Annotated in this window: 20 protein-coding genes and 1 pseudogene; 7 read left to right on the top strand and 14 right to left on the bottom strand. The window is 61.9% G+C overall.

What is annotated here, in order from left to right; all coding sequences use genetic code 11:
• Nucleotides 1–66: 66 nt before the first annotated feature.
• The 4 genes and pseudogenes from NKJ12_RS22455 to NKJ12_RS22440 all read left to right on the top strand — a co-directional run.
• A pseudogene (locus tag NKJ12_RS22455) lies at nt 67–210 on the top strand (carboxymuconolactone decarboxylase family protein); the annotation flags it as partial.
• 118 nt (nt 211–328) lie between these two features.
• Entirely contained in the window at nt 329–1,084 is a 756-nt protein-coding gene (locus tag NKJ12_RS22450; protein WP_352705176.1) for a DUF2971 domain-containing protein, read from the top strand.
• Between the two features lie 75 nt (nt 1,085–1,159).
• The gene (locus NKJ12_RS22445) at nt 1,160–1,585 is read left to right on the top strand and encodes a hypothetical protein (protein WP_352705174.1); all 426 of its coding nucleotides are present in this window, start codon (nt 1,160–1,162) and stop codon (nt 1,583–1,585) included.
• Nucleotides 1,582–2,529 (top strand): TIR domain-containing protein, encoded by a 948-nt coding sequence (locus tag NKJ12_RS22440; protein ID WP_352705172.1) that lies wholly within the window; start codon nt 1,582–1,584, stop codon nt 2,527–2,529. Before NKJ12_RS22445 ends, NKJ12_RS22440 begins: the two co-directional genes overlap by 4 nt.
• A 46-nt stretch (nt 2,530–2,575) precedes the next feature.
• Here the strand turns inward: NKJ12_RS22440 and NKJ12_RS22435 are convergent, their stop codons facing one another.
• The 11 genes from NKJ12_RS22435 to NKJ12_RS22385 form a co-directional block, all read right to left on the bottom strand.
• Nucleotides 2,576–3,463 (bottom strand): amidohydrolase family protein, encoded by an 888-nt coding sequence (locus NKJ12_RS22435; protein ID WP_352705170.1) that lies wholly within the window; start codon nt 3,461–3,463, stop codon nt 2,576–2,578.
• A complete protein-coding gene (locus tag NKJ12_RS22430; protein ID WP_352705169.1) occupies nt 3,463–4,596 on the bottom strand; it encodes a vWA domain-containing protein in 1,134 nt (377 codons plus the stop codon). Before NKJ12_RS22430 ends, NKJ12_RS22435 begins: the two co-directional genes overlap by 1 nt.
• Nucleotides 4,593–5,489, bottom strand: a complete 897-nt coding sequence (locus NKJ12_RS22425; protein ID WP_352705167.1) for an AAA family ATPase — start codon at nt 5,487–5,489, stop codon at nt 4,593–4,595. Before NKJ12_RS22425 ends, NKJ12_RS22430 begins: the two co-directional genes overlap by 4 nt.
• Before the next feature lie 9 nt (nt 5,490–5,498).
• Entirely contained in the window at nt 5,499–6,503 is a 1,005-nt protein-coding gene (locus tag NKJ12_RS22420) for a xanthine dehydrogenase family protein molybdopterin-binding subunit (RefSeq protein ID WP_254820526.1), read from the bottom strand.
• Nucleotide 6,504: 1 nt separating this feature from the next.
• Nucleotides 6,505–7,872 carry a xanthine dehydrogenase family protein molybdopterin-binding subunit gene (locus NKJ12_RS22415; protein WP_352705165.1) on the bottom strand — a complete coding sequence of 456 codons (1,368 nt, stop codon included), beginning with the start codon at nt 7,870–7,872 and terminating at the stop codon, nt 6,505–6,507.
• 13 nt (nt 7,873–7,885) lie between these two features.
• Complete coding sequence (locus NKJ12_RS22410) at nt 7,886–8,368, bottom strand: (2Fe-2S)-binding protein (protein ID WP_352705163.1); 483 nt, start codon at nt 8,366–8,368, stop codon at nt 7,886–7,888.
• Nucleotides 8,369–8,418: 50 nt separating this feature from the next.
• Entirely contained in the window at nt 8,419–9,213 is a 795-nt protein-coding gene (locus tag NKJ12_RS22405; RefSeq protein ID WP_352705161.1) for an FAD binding domain-containing protein, read from the bottom strand.
• A 31-nt stretch (nt 9,214–9,244) separates the two neighbouring features.
• Nucleotides 9,245–9,688: an SRPBCC family protein gene (locus tag NKJ12_RS22400; RefSeq protein WP_352687472.1), complete on the bottom strand. Its 444-nt coding sequence runs from the start codon at nt 9,686–9,688 to the stop codon at nt 9,245–9,247.
• 107 nt (nt 9,689–9,795) lie between these two features.
• A complete protein-coding gene (locus NKJ12_RS22395; protein WP_352475460.1) occupies nt 9,796–10,623 on the bottom strand; it encodes an AraC family transcriptional regulator in 828 nt (275 codons plus the stop codon).
• Nucleotides 10,624–10,899: 276 nt separating this feature from the next.
• Nucleotides 10,900–11,898 carry an ABC transporter permease gene (locus NKJ12_RS22390; protein WP_254820532.1) on the bottom strand — a complete coding sequence of 333 codons (999 nt, stop codon included), beginning with the start codon at nt 11,896–11,898 and terminating at the stop codon, nt 10,900–10,902.
• A 34-nt stretch (nt 11,899–11,932) separates the two neighbouring features.
• Nucleotides 11,933–12,673 (bottom strand): ATP-binding cassette domain-containing protein, encoded by a 741-nt coding sequence (locus NKJ12_RS22385; RefSeq protein WP_023675804.1) that lies wholly within the window; start codon nt 12,671–12,673, stop codon nt 11,933–11,935.
• Between the two features lie 426 nt (nt 12,674–13,099).
• Here NKJ12_RS22385 and NKJ12_RS22380 point away from each other — a divergent pair, with 426 nt between their 5' ends.
• Together NKJ12_RS22380 and NKJ12_RS22375 are read left to right on the top strand one after the other, a co-directional pair.
• Nucleotides 13,100–14,089: a sugar-binding protein gene (locus NKJ12_RS22380; protein WP_023675805.1), complete on the top strand. Its 990-nt coding sequence runs from the start codon at nt 13,100–13,102 to the stop codon at nt 14,087–14,089.
• Nucleotides 14,090–14,236: 147 nt separating this feature from the next.
• Entirely contained in the window at nt 14,237–15,016 is a 780-nt protein-coding gene (locus NKJ12_RS22375; RefSeq protein ID WP_023675806.1) for a FadR/GntR family transcriptional regulator, read from the top strand.
• Nucleotides 15,017–15,554: 538 nt separating this feature from the next.
• Here NKJ12_RS22375 and NKJ12_RS22370 read toward each other — a convergent pair.
• Nucleotides 15,555–16,493: an NAD(P)-dependent oxidoreductase gene (locus NKJ12_RS22370; RefSeq protein ID WP_352505522.1), complete on the bottom strand. Its 939-nt coding sequence runs from the start codon at nt 16,491–16,493 to the stop codon at nt 15,555–15,557.
• A 145-nt stretch (nt 16,494–16,638) separates the two neighbouring features.
• Between NKJ12_RS22370 and NKJ12_RS22365 the strand changes: the two genes are divergently transcribed.
• Nucleotides 16,639–17,535 carry an NAD-dependent epimerase/dehydratase family protein gene (locus tag NKJ12_RS22365; RefSeq protein ID WP_352505523.1) on the top strand — a complete coding sequence of 299 codons (897 nt, stop codon included), beginning with the start codon at nt 16,639–16,641 and terminating at the stop codon, nt 17,533–17,535.
• A gap of 94 nt (nt 17,536–17,629) precedes the next feature.
• Here NKJ12_RS22365 and NKJ12_RS22360 read toward each other — a convergent pair whose 3' ends face one another.
• Nucleotides 17,630–18,118 carry a nucleoside deaminase gene (locus tag NKJ12_RS22360; RefSeq protein ID WP_352705158.1) on the bottom strand — a complete coding sequence of 163 codons (489 nt, stop codon included), beginning with the start codon at nt 18,116–18,118 and terminating at the stop codon, nt 17,630–17,632.
• 52 nt (nt 18,119–18,170) lie between these two features.
• On the bottom strand, nt 18,171–18,479 hold the full coding sequence (locus NKJ12_RS22355) for a hypothetical protein (RefSeq protein WP_352705156.1): 309 nt from the start codon (nt 18,477–18,479) through the stop codon (nt 18,171–18,173).
• Nucleotides 18,480–18,587: the final 108 nt, after the last annotated feature.

Below are 18,587 nucleotides of genomic sequence, written 5' to 3'. Positions count from 1 at the left end.
AAAACAAAGCCTTGCCGGAAACCGCGACGGCGCGGCAAGCCCGGCGGGTGGCGCTGATCGTCGCCGTCGCCTTTGGCGGCAGCGCGGGCCAAGGGCATGACCGATGCGCAGCATGGCGAGCTGGTCTCGATCATCGGGCTGGCCGGCCAGACCAACCAGATGGTCACCGCGATGCAGATCTCGCTCGATCCGCAGTTCGAGGTGAACTGAGGTGGCTTGCCTTATGGATGTTCACACCTCGTCAATTTCACTGCGCATCAACGTGCGTCGACTCAGAAGTCGGAGTATACGTCACTTTTTTGCAAGAGTTCTTGTGAAGGGGTAACTGATGGCAATGAAGCCATGGCTGCGCGCCGAGTGGAAACAAGCCGGATACGGAACCCAAATGGGGAGTAGTGCGGTGGTCCCCCCTCCGTCGCCGGCATTACTGCGTCTCTATCATATCACCTCGGCTGAATATGGACTTAGCAATATTGGTCTGAAGCGCTTGAAAGTGGCTCGATTTTCGGCCCTCAACGATCCTTTTGAGCTATTGGCAGCTGACTGTAAAGACTCTTCAATAAGATCTGCGGCGGAGAGCTACAAAAAGAACTACGATTTAAAACACGGATTGCTTTGTTTTAGCGTGAATTGGTCGAACCCTCTGCTTTGGAGTCACTATGCTGTAAAACATACTGGAATTTGTCTGGGATTTGACGTCCCGAGAAATGTGGTTACGAAGGTCATCTATGAAGGTAAGCGTCGACGAGGCATCACCTTAGACGGGACATCCCCCGATGGTCTCTCCGATATGGTGAAGGAATTACTGATAAAAACAAAGTTTGAGCACTGGGCTTATGAAGCCGAGCATCGAATGATACTCAATCTGAAGAAAATGAATGAAGAAGGCTCGCTTCATTTCAAGGATTTTGAATCGGATCTAGATCTCTCAGAAGTGATTTTAGGCCCGCTATGCCCAATCAGCTTGCCGAGAATCCGCGAGCTAGTTCGTTCGCGGTTTAGTGACGACGTTAGAGTTTACAAAACGCGGCCAGCTTACGGCGGATATGTTGTAGTTCCGGACGAAAAATCAGTGGATTGGTGAAGTGAGCCGTATCGAGGTTGTTCCCCATATGTTCGACCCATGGTATATGCTAAGCATGGATAATCGGGGACTCGCATGTTGGAACAGAAAATCGCTCATCTTGGAATGATCCAAGGTGTCATTGGCCGGATGGCATCTGACAGCCAGATTTTGAAAACTCTGGCCATTACGATCGCGGCAGCAATCATAGCGCTTGGCCAGACACAGGGCGCAATGTCACCCGGCTCGACGCCATCCTACCTTCCACTGATCGCGGTTTTTCCGATTCTAATCTTTTGGGGACTGACGGCCAAACAGCTGCATGTAGAGCGGGCCTACAGACGCCTATACGATGCGGTCCGGTTGGACGAGGAAGTCTCTCCATTTTCCATGGACTGGCGGGAATTCCGACATCGGGTTGCGGGCCCTTTCCGTCTGGCGTTTTCGTGGACGGTCGCGTTGCCGTACATCGGGGTCGTAATTATCTTAGTGGCTGTTTGGCGCTACGGAGGTCATCCATGACGGACGAAAACGGAGACCTTCTCAAGGCTATCATCAACGCTCTGACAAGGAGCGATCCCGCACCTAACTCGCTTGGTCATCTTATTGGAGGTTCGACCCCTCGGCGTGAAAACCCGTTCAATAGCTTGTTGGGATCAATATCTCCGCAACCGGCACCTAACTCGCTTGGTGAATTTCTTAGAGGTTTGGCACCTCGCCGCGAAAATCCGCTCAATAGCTTGTTCGATTTGCTATCTCCAGCGGCAGATGAAAGGCCGATAGGCCCTATGGGTCTCGGCTTTAGGGGATTGAGCTCGCCGACGATTCCGCAACATCTTCTGAGCGCCGAGCCGAAGAGGCGTGGGATTTTCTTCTCATTCCACTACGCGGACATCCATCGAGTGAACAACGTTCGCAATGCGATGCAATTCCAGAAGGAAATCAAAGAAGCCAGTTGCTTCGTGGACAAGAGCGTATGGGAAAAGGCGCGGCTCATTAATCCTGAATCGCTTAAAGGCATGATCCAGCGAGAGATGCGGTACAGTTCGGTCGTTTGCGTTCTGTTTGGTTCTGAGACATGGGGCCGACGCTGGGTTCGCTATGAGATCGCAAGGAGTGTCATCGAGCAGAAAGGCCTCATGGCCGCCAGCATCAATAGTTTGACCCACATTGAGGATCGAGTCCCTCACGCTAGAGGTCCAGACCCTCTCGAATACATGGGCGTTGGGAAGATCGAGGACGGGACATATCGACTTTTCGAATTGGCTACCGACGGTCTTTGGCATCGCTATGAAGACTATCTCGGGCCTGTGCCATCATTCCCGAAGTACCTTGCCACTCCAGCGCCCGGCCATCTGTCTCCGCTCAATCACGGAGCGATGACATACGACTTCAAGCAACAAAACGGTTGGAAGAACCTGGGCGGGTGGGCTGATCTCGCGGCCAAAGCCGCAGGACGCGCATAGTCGACCCGCAATCGCGCCCGATCTGGGAGCTCGACTGCATTCAGCCTTACGCTGGCCGATAAACCTTCTCCGCCGTTTTCCAGAAAATATCCGCCGCGGCCGCCGCGCCGTGCTTGCCCACCGCATCTCTGTGCGCCCTGATCAGCTCGGCGTGGCTGGTCCACAGTTTCTCGATCGGGAAGTTCGAGCCGAACATCAGATGATCGCTGCCGAGGATGTCGATGGCATTGTCGACGATATAGCCGATGAGCGCCGGATCGTTACGGTGGACGAAGGTGCCGAGGCCGGACAGCTTTGCATAGAGGTTTGGCGCCGCTGACAGCGTGCGCAGCCCTGCCTTCCAGGCCTCGGTGGTTTCGGGCTCCATGCCGGTCAGCATGCCGGCGTGGGTGAGAATGAAATTGGTCTCGGGGTTCTCGCCGACGAGCGTCAGCCCATCCTTCATCTGGGCGGGGAAAAGCTGCAGGTCGAAGGACAGGCCGTAATCCTTGAGCCGCGCGACATTGGCCCGCACCTTCGGGTCGATGACCTGATCGGCCGAGGCGGCGAAGCGGAAGGCCGGCGTTTCGTGCCAGTGCAGCTGCATGCGCACGCCGCGCAGCAGCGGGTATTTGATCAGCCGGTCGATCTGGGAACGCACGTCGTTCACGGTCATATCGGCATAGCCGACGATGCCGTGCGGCCAGCCGGTTTCTTCCGCGGTCTTCTGCAGGAAGGCGACCTCGTTCTCGAAATCCTCCTTGGCCCAGTTGGTCTGGACATAGACCGCCTTCTCGACGCCCGAGCCTTGCTGGTCGGCAAGGAATTCCTCGATCGGATAGTCGCGGCGGATCGGCTCGTAGGGGCCAAAGATGCGCGGCACCATCGGCCCGACCAGCCACGGCTGGTCCTTTTGGCGCCAGATGTGGAAATGCGCGTCGATCGCCTTCTGCATCACGAAACCCTCTTCCAGATTGCCGCGGCCACGGGGGCGGGGCGGGCGAGCGACAGGATGAAATCGGTGAGGCCCGCGATGGACGAGCCGTCGACCAGGTCGTCGAGCATCGGCAGGATGGCGCGAAGTGCTGCCGTTGCCGGCTGGAAACGCGGATCGCCGGCCAACGGCGTCGCCAGGGAGAGTCGGAAGGCGCGGGCACTCAGCCGGCGCATCGCCATTTCCAGCTCGGCATGATCGCCGCGCTCGAGCGCATCCGACAGGATGACGATTGCCGCCCCGCGTGCAAAGGCGGAGAAGCGCGGCACCGAGAGGAAGGCTAGCAGCGTTGGACCCATGCGGGTGCCGCCGTCCCAGTCGTCGACCTGGGCAGCGGCGCGGGCCAGCGCCTGGTCGCGGTCGCGAATGCGCAGCGCCGAGGTGATGCGGGTCAGCCGTGTGCCGAAAGTGAATACCTCCGCCCGGTCGGCGCCTTGCACCGCCGCGTGTGCCAGCTTGAGATAGTCCGATGTGTAGTGCTTCATCGAGCCCGACACGTCGATCAGGATGAGAAGCTTGCGAGGCACTGTCTGCCGCCGGCGCAGCAGCGGCGAGGGGATATCGCCGTCGGCACTGACGATTTCGCGCAGCGAGCGGCGCAGGTCGAGCTTGCCGCGCGCATGCGTGCGCACGGTGCGGAAGGACCGGCGGGCGGGCAAAGCGGTGGCGAGCTTGCGGCGGAAGGCGGCAAGCCCGTCGCTATCGCGCTGGAACTCGCGGACGCTCAACTGTTCGCTGGCCGAAGACAGTTCGCCACCTTCCTCCTGGCGGACCACTTCGATTTCTTGTTTGCTGGTTTTGCCGTCGTCCTTGATGCGAGCTTCCTCGTCGGCGTCGCCTTCGACCAGCGCCGTGGCATCCCCATAGAAATGGCTCCGGAAATGCGCCTCGAATTCGTCGCGGCGGTCGGGCGGCGGCGCCAGCGTGGCGAGGGCCGCTTCGCGGATGTCGGCCATCGAGCGTGGGCCCAGCAACGTAACCGCCTGCATGAAACCGGAGACCTGCTCGGGCGCCACCGGGAAGCCGTAGCGGCGCAGCAGCCGGCCGAAGCCGAGGAAGGGTGCTGCCCCTTGAGGCAGGCCCGCCGCGCTCACGCTAGCGCCTCCTCGACAATCTTGCCGAGCTCGGGCGCGATGCAGGAAAAGTCCTCCTCGTCTTTGATCAGCACGCCGATGGCGCGGCGGAAGGCTTCTGGCCAGGGGCTGCCGCCCTTTTCGAGGATGGTGGCGGCATTGGCCCATTCGACCGCCTCGGCGATGCCTGGCGGCTTGGCCAGCGGATGCGCCCGGATGTCGCGCACCGCGGAAGCCACGGCCCGCGCCGTGGCCTCGGCGACGTCGCCGGCGCGCAGCATGATGATCTCGGCCTCGCGAATGGCGTCGGGATAGGTGATCCAGTGATAGACGCAGCGCCGCCGCAGCGCTTCGGCCAGTTCACGGGTGCGGTTCGAAGTCAGGATGACGATCGGCTGCGCCGTCGTGCGAATAGTGCCGCGCTCGGGAATGCTGATCTGGAAATCGGACAGGAACTCCAGCAGCAGCGCTTCGAATTCATGGTCGGAACGGTCGATTTCGTCGACCAGCAGCACGCGCTTTTCCGGCGCCTTCAGCACCTGCAGCAGCGGCCGCGCGATCAGGAAACGGTCGTCGTAGATGTCGACCTCGTGCTCGCCGGCATGGCGGATGGCGAGCAGCTGGCGCTGGTAGTTCCACTCATATAGCGCATGTGCGGCGTCGATGCCTTCGTAGCATTGCAGCCGCACCAGATCGCGCCCGAGCAGTTCGGCTATCGCCTTCGCCGCTTCGGTCTTGCCGACGCCGGGCGCGCCTTCTAGCAGCAGCGGCTTACCCAGCCTGATCGCCAGGAAGATTGCGGTGGCCAGGCTTTCATCGGCGAGATAGCGCGAGGCGGCGAGGCGGGACGCCACCGCCTCCGGCGAGGTCGCGACTGTCTCTGCGCTTGAAGTCCGGGCGCTTCTCTTGGCCATTTCCAGCACTCAGTTCGATGCTTGCGCCTTCAGCGCCCGCAGGATGCGCTCCGGCGTGATCGGCAGCGTGTCGATGCGCACACCGACGGCGTCGAAGACGGCGTTGGCCACCGCCGGGATTTGCGGGTTGGCGCACATTTCGCCCGGCCCCTTGGCGCCGTACGGCCCGTCGGCCGAGGGCCTCTCCAGCACGATGATCTCGGTTTGCGCGAGATCGCCAGGACCCGGCATCAGATATTGGTTGAAGTCGGTGCCGCCATGGTCGCGGTTGGGATAATAGGGCTCGGTCGTTTCGTAGAGAGCATGGCTGATGCCCATCCACGAACCGCCGACGAGCTGCTGCTCGACCATTTTCGGGTTCAGCGCGCGGCCGATCTCAAAGACGTTCTTCACCGTCAGCACGGTGACTTCGCCGGTCTCGTCATCGACCTCGACCTCGGCAACCGTGCAGGCGTGGGCGTAGCAGGTCGACGGCTTCATCGCGCCGGTTTCCTTTTCGGGATAGGAGCGGGGGATCAAAAACATGCCGCGGCCGGAAATCGAGCGTCCGCGCTTGAAATGCGCCGACAGCGCGACATCGAAGATCGAGATCGATTTTTGTGGCGCGCCCTTGACCAGGATATTGCCCTGGCCATCAGTCTCGAGGTCCGACGCATTCACCTCCAGCTCCTCGGCCGCTACTTCCAACATCACCTGGCGGGCTTCCCTGGCCGCCTGGATAACCGCATTGCCGGCGCGGTGCGTGCCACGCGAGGCGAAGGTGCCCATGCAGTGCGGACCAGTGTCGGTGTCGGCGGTGTCTACGACGACACGGTCGGTCGGCACGCCGATCGTCTCGGCGCAGATCTGCGCCATGATCTGCTTCATGCCTTGGCCAAGGTCGACACTCGACAGCGTCACCATGAAATTGCCGGTCGGCGTCGAATGCACCAGCGCCTGGGTCGGGTCGCCGCCGAGATTCATGCCGGTCGGATAGTTGATCGCGGCAACGCCGCGTCCGCGCCTGATCGCCATCTCAAGCTCCCTTCGCGTAAGACGACATCGCCATGAACTTCTCCGCCACCGGCCAGTTGGCGGCGCGTGAGGCTTCCTGCATGCACTCGATCAGCGCCGCTCCCTCGGTCGGCTGGCGATGCGCCTTCATGTCGCCGTCGCGGTAGGCGTTGATGAAGCGGAATTCGAGCGGGTCCATGCCGATCAGCCGTGCGAGCTTGTCCATCTGCACCTCGAGCGCGAAATCGCCGATGGTGACGCCGAAACCGCGCATCGCCGAGGACGGGGTGCGGTTGGTGTAGACGCAATAAGTGTCGATCCAGACGTTCGGGATCGTATACGGGCCGGGATAGTGGCCTGCGCCCTTCTGCGCGCCGTAGGGCGAATGGCGCGAATAGGCGCCGGCATCGGTGTAGCCGGTCACTTTGCGCGCGACGATGCGGCCGTCGTTCATGACGCCGTCCTTGATGACGACCTTCTCGGCGGCGCGCGGCGAGGAAATCTGCATCTCTTCCTCGCGGCTGTAGATAAAACAGACCGGTCGTCCTGTTATTTTGGCGCCAAGGATGGCGATCGGCTCGACGATGACGTCGACCTTGCCGCCGAAGCCGCCGCCGACGGTGCCGCCGACGAAATGCAGCTTGTTGCCGGGCATCTGCAGGATGATCGAGGTGTTGTCGAGGGTGAAGAACATCGCCTGCGTGTTGGTGTAGCAGGTGAAGCGGTCGTTACCCTCGGGTGCGACGATGCAGCCTGTCGTCTCGGTCGGCGCATGCTCGATCGGTGAAGACTGGTAGGTCTGTTCGAGCACGTGGTCGGCTCCGGCAAAGCCTGCCTCGACATCGCCGAAGCGCACCTTGCGGCATTTGCCGCTGTCGTAGAGGTAATAATTGCGGCCGTGATATTCGTTGACGATCGGCGCGCCGGGCTTCAGCGCTTCGTCCATGTCGAAGACGGCCGGCAGCACCTCGTAATCGACCTTGACCTTGGCGGCGGCTTCCTGGGCGGCACGCTCGGTATCGGCCAGCACCGCCACCACCGCCTCGCCCTTCCAGCGCACCTTGCCGTCGGCCAGCACCGTCTCGTCCTCCGGCCCGATCTGGATCAGGATCAGGATGGTGTAGACATTGTGTGGCACATCCTTGGCGGTCAGCACCTTGACGACGCCTGGGTGCTTTTCCGCTTCGGATATGTCGATGCTGCGGATGCGGGCGTGGTGGTGCGGGCTGCGCACCATCTTCAAATGCAGCATGCCGGGAAAATTGCGGTCGGCGAAATAGGTGGTCTTGCCGGTGACATGGCCGGGTGAATCCGAACGCGGCCGCGGCTGGCCGATCTCGTGCAGATCGTCCTTGCGCTGGTCGGCGAAATAGCTCTTGCGGAGTTCCATTTTCTTAACCCCCTCAAGCCGCGTTCTGCGAATTGGACGGCGCGGCGGTCAGCACCGCCTGGATGATCGGCTCGTAGCCGGTACAGCGGCAGATATTGCCCGACAGCGCCTCGACCACATCCTCGCGGCTGGGGTTCGGCGTGTGATCGAGCAGCACCTTGGCTGCCATGATCATGCCCGGTGTGCAGAAACCGCATTGCGTGGCGAAAGCATCGAGGAAAGCGCGTTGCAGCGGATGCAGCACGCCGCCTTCCGAAAGCCCTGATGTTGTGGTGATAGTCGCACCATTGCAGGCCTCTGCCAGCGTCAGGCAGGAGAGCCTGAGTTCGCCATCGATGATGACCGAGCACGCACCGCAGGTGCCCTGATGGCAGCCGCCCTTCGGCGAGGTGTCGCCGATCTTGTCGCGAAGCGCGTGAAGCAGCGTCGTGCCGCTGTCGATGAACTCGGCTTTCTCCGCACCATTGAGCGTGAACTGAACCGGGACCTTTGCCATCTTTTTTACTCCTTGCGCCGCAGCCAGACGGACATGCGCGCCATGGGCTTTCAGGCGAGCAGCAGCCGGGCGAGATGGACCGGCAGGACTTCGTTGCGATACCAGGCACTGGCGATTGGATCGGTTGGGGGCGAAGTGCCGTCGCGGGCAACAGCCAGTGCCGGTGCAATGCCGTCTGCGGTGAGTTTGCGGCCAATCAAGGCTTTCTCCGCCGCCCTGGCACGGATCGGCCGGTCGGCCATGCAGCCGAACGCGATCCGCGCTGACGACACGGTTCCGTCCGGCGCCTGTTCCAGCACGGTGGCGATGCTCAGCACCGAGACGCCCTTTGGCTTGACCCTCGACACTTTCAGGAAGCGAAAGCCGCCTTCCTTCGGAAGCTTGAAGCCGACCGCGGTGACGATGGCGTCATTGCTCTCGCGCCTTGCGAGGAATGTCTCAATCGGCAGCTCGCTGTCACCGGTGCTGACGGTTGCGTCCAGAGCCAGCAGCGCAACGGTGAAATCGCCGTAAGGTGTCGGCGCGAAGAGATTGCCGCCGACGCTCGCCATGTTGCGGATCGCCGGTCCGCCGACACCGCGCGCGGCGTGGGCCAGGGGGGCGAGATCCGGATGGCGGGCGATCGCCGCCATGGTCACCGAAGCGCCAATGCGGACCTCGTTGTCGGAAACGGCGACGGCCGACAGCACCGGCTCGATCGACTTGACGAAACCGGAGATCGACACATCGCCTTCATTGGCGGCGCGAACGACCAGCGTGCCGCCGCCGAGATAGCGGACGCCGGCGGCTTTCAGCGCCGCGCCGGCGTCCTTCACCGTCGGGAAAGTCTGCAGTGCAAGCGTCATGGAACGCTCCTGTTTGTCAGCTCAGTGCAGTTCAACCTTGGCCGGCAAAATGGGCCTTCAGAGCGTTGAAGCCGCCCTGGAAGACGTTTGCGCCCATGCCTTCGGCCAGCTTGTCGGCTTCTGCCGGGGGCGCGTCGAAGCTGGCGGTCCATTCGGCGTAGGTGCGGTCGCCGTCGGTCACCCGTCGCAACTGCAGCGTCGCCTTGTGGTTGGTGAGCGGCTGCGGCGTCTCGAGGATGGAGTAGCTGATGAGGAAATTCTCGTCGGAGAAATCGAGCAGCTTTTCGCGGAGGCGGGCGCCGCTGGCGAGCTGGAAATTGCGTATGCAGCCGATCGTGCCGGCATCCTTGCCGTCCTCGATATGACTTTCGACCATGCGCGGGTGCCAGGTCGGCAGGCCGTTGAAGTCGCGTATGCGCGCCCAGACCTTTTCGACCGGCGCGTCGATGACGCTGGAGATAGTGACTTTCGCCATTTGATCGTTCCCTCGCAAATCAGCTGCCTGGGAGGGTAGGGCGGCGGACTTGGCGGCGCTTATCAATGCGTCTTGAACGCCTATCAAATAGTCTGAAAAACGGGCGCTCAGCTGATCGCCCGTGCCGCCTCGCGGTAAAGCGTCGGCGGGACGCCGACATGGTCGCGGAAGAAGCGCGAGAAATTGCCTTGGGTAGTGAAGCCGAGATTGCAGGCGACCGAGATCAGCGGCTCCTGCGACCATTGCAATTGCCGCACCGCTTCCTCCATGCGCAGCGTATTCCAATAGACGTTGGGCGTCAGATTGGTCTGTTCCTTGAACAGCGCGAAGAAATGCGGCCGCGACAGGCCGACGCTGCGCGCCACGTCGTCGAAGCAGATGCGCTCGCAGACATTGGCTTTCATCAGCTGGATCGCCTTGCGGACGCGGAAGTCCTGCATGGTGTTGACGCGGGCACGCACGGTCTGCGGTGCGGACGCGTCGGCGGCATCGAGCACGCTGTCGATGAAGCGCTCGATCTCGTAACTGGCGATGTCGTCGATGCTCTCATTGTCGCTGAGATGGTCGAGGAGGTTAGCCGCTGCCTTGTGCAGCCAAGGCTCGAGCGTGATTGCCGGGGCGGAGAACAGCGGCGCGGCGGAAGGCAGCTCGCGGCGTTTCCGTGCCCAGTCCGGATCGATGTAAAAGGCGAGGAACAGGCCGGGCGTGCCGTCGCGGGACAGAGCGTGGCTGTGCGGCTGGAAGGAATTGATGCCGGCCGCGGTGCCCGGTCCAAGCCGCACCGTCTCGCGACCGATGGTCATCTCGCCGGCGGTGCCTTCCAGCCAGATGATGATATGCGCCTCGACATGGGCATGGGTGACGAAGTCGCTGGCGACGTTCAGGACAGAAACATGTCCGAACCGGCCCCAGTAGAGCCTGATCGCTTCCGTCATGGGTATATCCTCCCGCAGGCGACTGGCCTCCCTTCGCCTGCTGCGGGCGATTGTGCGGCTCAGTTTGGGCTTGCGTCAAGACGCATGTGCACGTCCGGGCGCCGGCATGCGCCGCACCGGCGGATTTTCAGACTCGGCGATAGGAGGACGGCGAGCGTTTCCAGGCCGCTATGGCAAGACCGATGCCGTCGGCCGGCGACCAGCGCCAGCGAGGCCTCGGGGCCGGCAATTCGACGAGCGAACGATCTGCTTCGGCGTCGAGATCCGGCCGAATATTCAGTCGTTGCGCCTGAAATTGCGGATGCGGTCGAACAGCACGGCGAGCAGGATGGCGCCGCCGATGAACACGCCTTGCCAGAAGGCATTGATGCCGAGCAGGCCGAGGCTGTTGCGGATGACCTCGATCAGCGCCGCGCCGACGACCGCGCCGAAAGCGGTGCCCATGCCGCCGGCCAGGTTGGCGCCGCCGATGACGGTGGCGGCGATCACCTGAAGCTCCATGCCGTTGCCGAGATTGGTGGTGACCGCGCCCAGCCAGCCGGTCTGGATGATGCCGGCAAGGCCAGCCGCCAGTGCCGAGATCATGTAGACGACGACCTTGATCTGGCGGACCGGAACGCCGGTCAGCGTCGCCGCATGCTCGTTGCCGCCGATGGCGAAGATGTGCCGGCCGAATTTCGTCCAGCGCAGCACAAAGCCGGTGATCAACGCGAGCACGATCATGTAGAGCACCGGATTGGCGATGCCGAACACCCATGCGCCGCCACCTAGCGCCAGCAGCTTGTCGTGGTCCGGCCCAAACTGGAAGACGACGGTGTTGTTGGAGGCGACCATGGCAAGGCTGCGCGCAATCGACAGCATGCCGAGCGTCACCACGAAGGGCGGAAAGCCGAGATAGGCGATCAGAACCCCGTTGAAGGCGCCGATGATCAGCGCTGTCGCGATCGCAGCGCCAATGCCGATCTCGATGCCGTAGCCGGCATGCATTGTCACGGCCAGCACCATCGAGCAAAGGCAAAGCACCGAGCCGACCGACAGGTCGATACCGCCCGTGATGATGACGAAGGTCATGCCGAGCGCCACGATGGCGACGAAGGTGACGTTGCGGGTGATGTTGTAGAGGTTCTTGGTCGTGGCGAAGGAATCCGTGGCCACCGACAGGAACAGGCAAGCGAGGATGACCGCGATCACCACCCAGAAGGTCTGGCTGGCAAACACCTTGCTCAGCAAGGTGTGCTGCTTGTGCGCGATCGTCTGATCAAGGGTGACAGCCATTATCGACCTTTTTTACTCATGGTTGAGGCGTCAATCATACCTGTTCGATGGCGCCGGTGATGAGTCCGGTGACTTCTTCCGGCGAACTGGATGCTATCGTCTTGTCGGCGACCTTGCGGCCGCGCCGCATGACGATAACGCGGTCGGCAACGTCAAAGACGTCGGGCATGCGGTGGCTGATCAGCACGACGGCGATGCCCTGGTCGCGCAAATGGCGGATCAGGTTCAATACCTCGGCGACCTGGCGCACCGAGATCGCCGCCGTCGGCTCGTCCATCAGCACGATCTTGGCCTGCGAAAGCATGGTCCGGGCGATCGCCACCGCTTGCCGCTGGCCGCCCGACATTTGTTTGACCAGGTCGCGCGGGCGGGTTTCGGATTTCAGCTCGGCGAAGATCTGGCCGGCACGCTTGTACATCGCGGCATAGTCGAGGATGCGAAGCGGCCCGAGGCCGCGGCGCAATTCACGGCCGAGATAGACGTTGGCGGCGGCCGTCAGATTGTTGCACAGTGCCAGGTCCTGATGGACGATTTCGATGCCGTGCTGGCGCGCCTCGACCGGCTTGTGCAGGATCAGCTCCTTGCCGTCCATCTGCATCGTGCCATGGCTCGGCGGGAAATTGCCGGCGATCATCTTGACCAGCGTCGACTTGCCGGCGCCGTTGTCGCCCATCAGGCCGACAACCTGTCCGGCCTCGATCGACAACGAAACGTCGTTGACCGCCTGGATGGCGCCAAAATGCTTCGAGATGTTGGTGAGTTCGAGAACCGCCACCAGCCTTCTTGCCTCCCCGTGCTTTGCGGCCTGCGGTTCTGCCGCGGCCATTCGCTCTCCCCAGTTCCTCCCGGAAGCAGCGATTTTGCCCATTTACGCATAAGCCTCCTTGGCGTCAACCACGGCTTCTTTCGAAAAATCAGTTTTGTAGGACAAATAGCATTGACGTCGATGACAAGGCGATATTAGCTAAGTGTCGGAGGAGCTTGCGCCGAGCCACCGGGTTGCCGGAAGGAATCGGTGAGGGTTTGTCGGTCAGGGATTTGGTAACCAGCGATATCTGTCGGTGCCGGTCTGAGACTGAATATGAAAATGCTTATCGACCTGGCTTGGCGACACGAGTGCGACGTCCTCTGTCATCTTGCTCCGGGTCGGTCTGTGTGTGGCGGGCACGCCGTGTCCGTTTGTTTCAAAGGGAGGACTGACATGAGGAAATCACTATTGCTCGCTGCCGCCGCCGTCATGGCGCTGGGTGCCGGGCCGGCTATGGCCAAGAAACAGCTCGTCATCGTGGTGAAGGGTCTCGACAATCCATTCTTCGAGGCCATCCACCAGGGTTGCGAGAAATGGAACAAGGAAAACGCCAGCTCGGAATATGAGTGCTTCTACACCGGACCGGCATCGACCTCGGATGAGGCCGGTGAAGCCCAGATCGTCCAGGACATGCTGAGCAAGCCCGACACGGTGGCAATGGCGATTTCGCCATCGAACGCGCCATTGATCGCGCAGACGATCAAAAGCGCCAATCCGTCGATCCCGATCATGACCCTCGATGCCGACCTCAGCAAGGAAGATGCGGCGCTGCGCAAGACCTATCTCGGCACCGACAATTACCTGATGGGCCACAAGATCGGCGAATACATCAAGAAGGCCAAGCCGAATGGCGGCAAGATCTGCACCATCGAAGGCAATCCGGCCGCCGACAACATCCTGCGCCGCGCGCAGGGCATGCGTGACGCGCTGTCGGGCAAGGACGGCCTCGCGGCGCTGGCGGGCGAAGGCGGCTGGACGGAAGTTGCCGGCTGCCCGGTGTTCACCAATGACGACGGCGCCAAGGGCGTGCAGGCGATGACCGACATCCTCGCCGCCAATCCCGATCTCGACGCCTTCGGCATCATGGGCGGCTGGCCGCTGTTCGGCGCTCCGCAGCCCTACCGCGACCTGTTCAAGCCGATGGCCGACAAGATCGCCAGCAACGCCTTCGTCATCGGCGCCGCCGACACGATCGGCGACGAGGTGGCGATTGCTCGTGACGGGCTGGTGACCGCGCTGGTTGGCCAGCGGCCGTTCGAGATGGGCTACAAGGCGCCCTCGGTGATGATCGACCTGGTCGACGGCAAGCCGGTCGCCGATCCGGTGTTCACCGGCCTCGACGAATGCACCAAGGACACGGTCGACACCTGCATCCAGAAGTAGGTCGGCAATTTCGGGGCGCCCTTCGACGGGCGCCCCGTTACACATCGTCCATACAAACGCACGAGGCGACGCTGCTTTGGAGCGTAGGCCGCTGCTTTGCCGTGCCCTGAGTTCAGGCTTTCGACAAGCAGTTGCCGGGGAATACCAATGCCGGACGCGACATCAAAAAAGCGACCCGCCAAATTCAAGGCAGAGCCTGGGCGGCCGGCCGTCGTTCGGCGTGCCGATGCCGCACACTTTCCCGGCTCGAGTGTGCATGCGTCGCTGGCCAACGAAATCGGGCTGAGGATCGTGCGCGGCGACTATCCGCCGGGAACCATCCTGCCCAACGAAGCCAAATGGTCCGAGACCTTCGACGTCAGCCGCTCGGCGGTGCGCGAAGCCATAAAAATGCTGATGGCGAAGAGCCTATTGGCGTCACGCCCGAAGATCGGCAGCTGGGTCGAGCCGAAGGAGCGCTGGAACCTGCTCGATCGCGACGTGCTGGCCTGGTATGCGACCTCGCCGGACCGCGAAGTGTTCCTCAGGACCGTGCAGGAATTCCGCCACATCATCGAGCCGGAGGCCAGCGCCTTTGCCGCGATGCGACGCACCGACGAGCAGATGGCCGAGATCAGCCAGGCTTGCCGCGAGATGGGCGAGGCGACCAACCTGCAGGAGCGCACGCGCGCCGACACGCGGTTTCACCTCGCCATCCTGCGCGCCTCGGGCAACGATCTGCTGGTGCCGCTCGGCGTGCTGATCGAATCGGCGCTCGACCATTTGTTCCAGTTCGTCACCCGCGAGACCAGCGATCAGCGGCGGGCGCAGGCACTACACGAGGCGATCGAGAAGAACATCCGCCTGCAGCGACCGGCTGCAGCCCGTGCCGCGGTGCACAGACTTCTCGCCAACACCGACGACGTTATCGGCCGGTCGCGGCGGTGATGGTTGCACAGGGCTGGCGAACTCGGGTGGGACAGGAATTCGGTTTTTATCGTCGCAATGTACTTTGTTCTTGATTTGTGCCGGCAGCTATGCTACTAATTTGGGTATGGTGCGAATTGGCGCCGACGACCCGCCCACCGAGGCGGGTTTTTGTTTTTGGCTTCTTCCGATCGGAAGTGCGCGTGCTTTGGTGCACAGACTTCTCGCCAATACCGACGACGTTATCGGCCGGTTTCGGCGCTGATTCGATCGTTTCTCGGCCAACTGCGTGTAAGTCGGGTCAACCAGCAACGAAGGTCGATCGTTCCCGTCAGTCGCAAATCGCAAATTTAGGAGATTAGCCGAAACCCTCCCTTCGTCATCCCCTCCCTTCGTCATCCCAGGGTCTGCGCGACGTCGCTTCGCTCCTGCTCCGCCCTTGGATGACGAAGGTGTGGTGTCATGTGGCTAATCGCCAGCGTTGGAGATTGGCGGCTGTAGCTGGTCGGCAGCGAACGTCTACAGTTGCGACCACTCCCAGGCGTTAATCCCAACGTTCTCAGATCGTCTGCTTCTTGCCGTCCCTGGTCGGCATCAGGTCGACGCCGTTGACCTTGCCGATATGCGTGGCCAGCATCGGCACGTACTGGTCGGCGGGGCCGGCCGCGAAGGCGCCTGCGAAGGCGTTCTTGGTGGCGTTGCCGAGCGGGTTGGCGATACCGGCGGCACCCGCCATCGATTCGAGATAGGTGAGATCCTTGAAGGCGTTGGCGATGGTGAATTTGTGGGCGTCGCGGTCGCCTTCCAGCGTCCAGCGCATGAAGGTCTGGTAGAAGCCGCAGTCCATGCGGCCGTTGCGGATGACGCTGTCGAAGCGCGGCGGCGAGATGCCGACCTTCTGCGCCAGCGCCAGCGCTTCGGAATAGATCGCGGCGTAGCCGAGCGAAATGAAGTTGTTGAGCAGCTTCATGCGGTGGCCGTCGCCGGTGTCGCCGATATGGACGATGCGCCCGGCCCAGGTTTCGAGCACCGGCCTCAGCCGGGCAAAGACTGCATCGGGCGCGCCGACCATGGTGTCTAGCGTGCCTTCCCAAGCCTCCTTCGGCGTGCGGCTGAGCGGGGCATCGACATAATCGACGCCGAGCCCCTTGAGCTCGGCGGCCAGCGCCACCGTCGAGACAGGATCCGAGGTCGAGCAGTCGACGATAACCGATCCCTGCTTCAGGCCTTCCTTGAGGCCGCCTGGGCCGCGGATGATGGCTTCCACCTCGCGCGAGCCGGTGACGCAAATGAAGACGATGTCGGATGCCGCTGCCACGTCGCGCGAGGTCGTCGCCTCCCTGGCGCCGCGGCCGAGCAGGTCTTGCGCCGGCGCGCGGTTCTTGCGGCCGAGAAACGTCAGCGGATAGCCCTTGTCGACGATGTTCTTCGCGATCCCGTGTCCCATCAGGCCAAGCCCGATGAAGCCGATCTTTTCGCTCGCGGCGGTAGTGTTCATGTCGTTTCGTCCTATTTTGCAATGATGGATGACGGCGCTGCAGCTTGCCGGCGAATTGTTGAAGCGGGTTTTTGCCGCATGCCGTGGCAGGCGATTGCAGAGTTCGGTATTGTCTGACAATACACATGAATCTTAGGAGAGCAAAATGACGAAGCGGATCATGTTCACCGGCGGCAGCGGCAAGGCCGGGCGCCACGTCGTGCAGTATCTGGTCGAGCAGGGCTGCCAGGTGCTCAACATCGACACCAAGCCGCTCGACAATCCCAAGGTGCGCACGCTGATCACCGACATCACCGACAGCGGGCAGGTGTTCAATGCGCTGTCGAGCTATATGGGCCTGCATGAATTCGATCCTTCGCTGCGTTCGCAGCCGGTCGATGCCGTGGTGCATTTCGCGGCGATCCCGCGCATCATGATCACGCCCGACAACGAGGTGTTCCGCATCAACGCGCTCGGCACCTACAACGTCATCGAGGCTGCGGTGAAGCTCGGCATCCGCAAGGTGGTGATCGCCTCCAGCGAAACCACCTACGGCCTGGTCTTCGCCAACGAACCGCGCGATCCGACGCATTTTCCGCTCGACGAGGAATACGACGTCGATCCGATGGACAGCTATGCGCTGTCTAAGGTCGTCAACGAGAAGACCGCGCGGGCGTTTGCACAACGCGATGGCAGCGACATCTATGCCCTGCGCATCGGCAACGTCATCGAGCCGCATGAATATTCGCTGTTTCCGAAATGGTTCGCCGATCCGGGTTTCCGCAAGCGCATCGCCTGGAGCTATATCGACGCGCGCGACCTCGGCCAGATCACGCTGCGCGCCATCGAGAAGGACGGGCTCGGCTATCAGGTGTTTAACGCCGCCAATGACGACACCTCGTCCGACCTGCCGACGGCCGAACTTTTGAAGCGGTTTTATCCCGACGTGCCCGTCAAGGGCGATCTTGGCGAATACGAGACGCTGCTCTCCAACCGCAAGGCGCGCGACATGCTCGGCTTCCGGCCTGAGCACAGCTGGCGGAAATACGTCAAGGCGAGCTGACTGGCGCGCAGCTGACGCGGAGCCGGCACTGGGCCAGCCCCGATTTTTCGTCACGAGGCTAGGCTCGCGCGTTTGCCGCGCGCGGGCAATCGAGCTACTTGTCTTTCCAGAAATCGGCCTGGAGTTGCGCCGCTTCATCGGCAAGCAGCGGGCCGACGACTTCAGTCGGACGCTGCCCGGCTTCGAAGACGATCCTGCAGGGCAGGTCGAGCGTGGGATTCTCGACATGTGCACCCGTTACCCGCTTGAGGTCATGTTCGCTCTGCCCAAAGACGACCCGTCCGATGCCCGCCCAATAGATTGTTCCAGAGCACATCGCGCAAGGTTCGGCCGAGGTGTAGAGGGTGCAGGAAGCCAGCTTTTCGAGACTGACATTCATCGCCGCCCATGAGGCCAGCAGCCTCTCGGCGTGAGCGGTGCGGTCGCCGCCGCCGGCTTTGTAAGCGTTGGGCTGCTCGCGCAACACATTGCCGTCCTTGTCGGCGAGGAGCGAACCAAAGGGATGTTCGCCAGCATCGCGGGCTCGGCGCGCGACTTCGAACGCCTGACGGAGCAGACGCTCATCATAGGGCCGTTGTGGCATCGGCAGATCCTCCGCCGCTTGACCATAGTGCCGAACAATCCGCTGACACAAGTCAACGGCCTAGGCGGTAGTGAGTCAGTTTTGAAATTTGGACATTTTTCAGAGTCTTGTGAACACGGATGAAGTGCACCAGCCAGTGAACAGCGCGACCATGTAAGCGCGGTTTTCGAACTTTCTTTGAGAACGCATTAGCCAGGCGCGTAAGGGGGAGCATCTGCATGCGCATGGTAAGGATCTGCCGTTCACCGAGCGACGTGCTGGCGGACCTAATGATGAATTCCGTGGGATTGGGATTAGCTTTGTTGGCAGCCTTGAGGGGCCAGCGCCAGAGCCATTCCGTCTTGAACGGCGCGTTGGTCATGCTTGGGATTCCAACACGTTCTTTTCGCTAGCGCCGCTCTCGACCGATGACCATATCGAGACACTTACGGAATTAGAGAAACTTATCTCTTAGCCGCCCAACGCTTCT

It is taken from the genome of Mesorhizobium sp. M0195, from assembly GCF_040322115.1.
Taxonomy (GTDB): domain Bacteria; phylum Pseudomonadota; class Alphaproteobacteria; order Rhizobiales; family Rhizobiaceae; genus Mesorhizobium.
The sequence above is the reverse complement of the archived record's forward strand: the minus strand, read 5'-3'. Positions and strand labels throughout refer to the sequence as shown.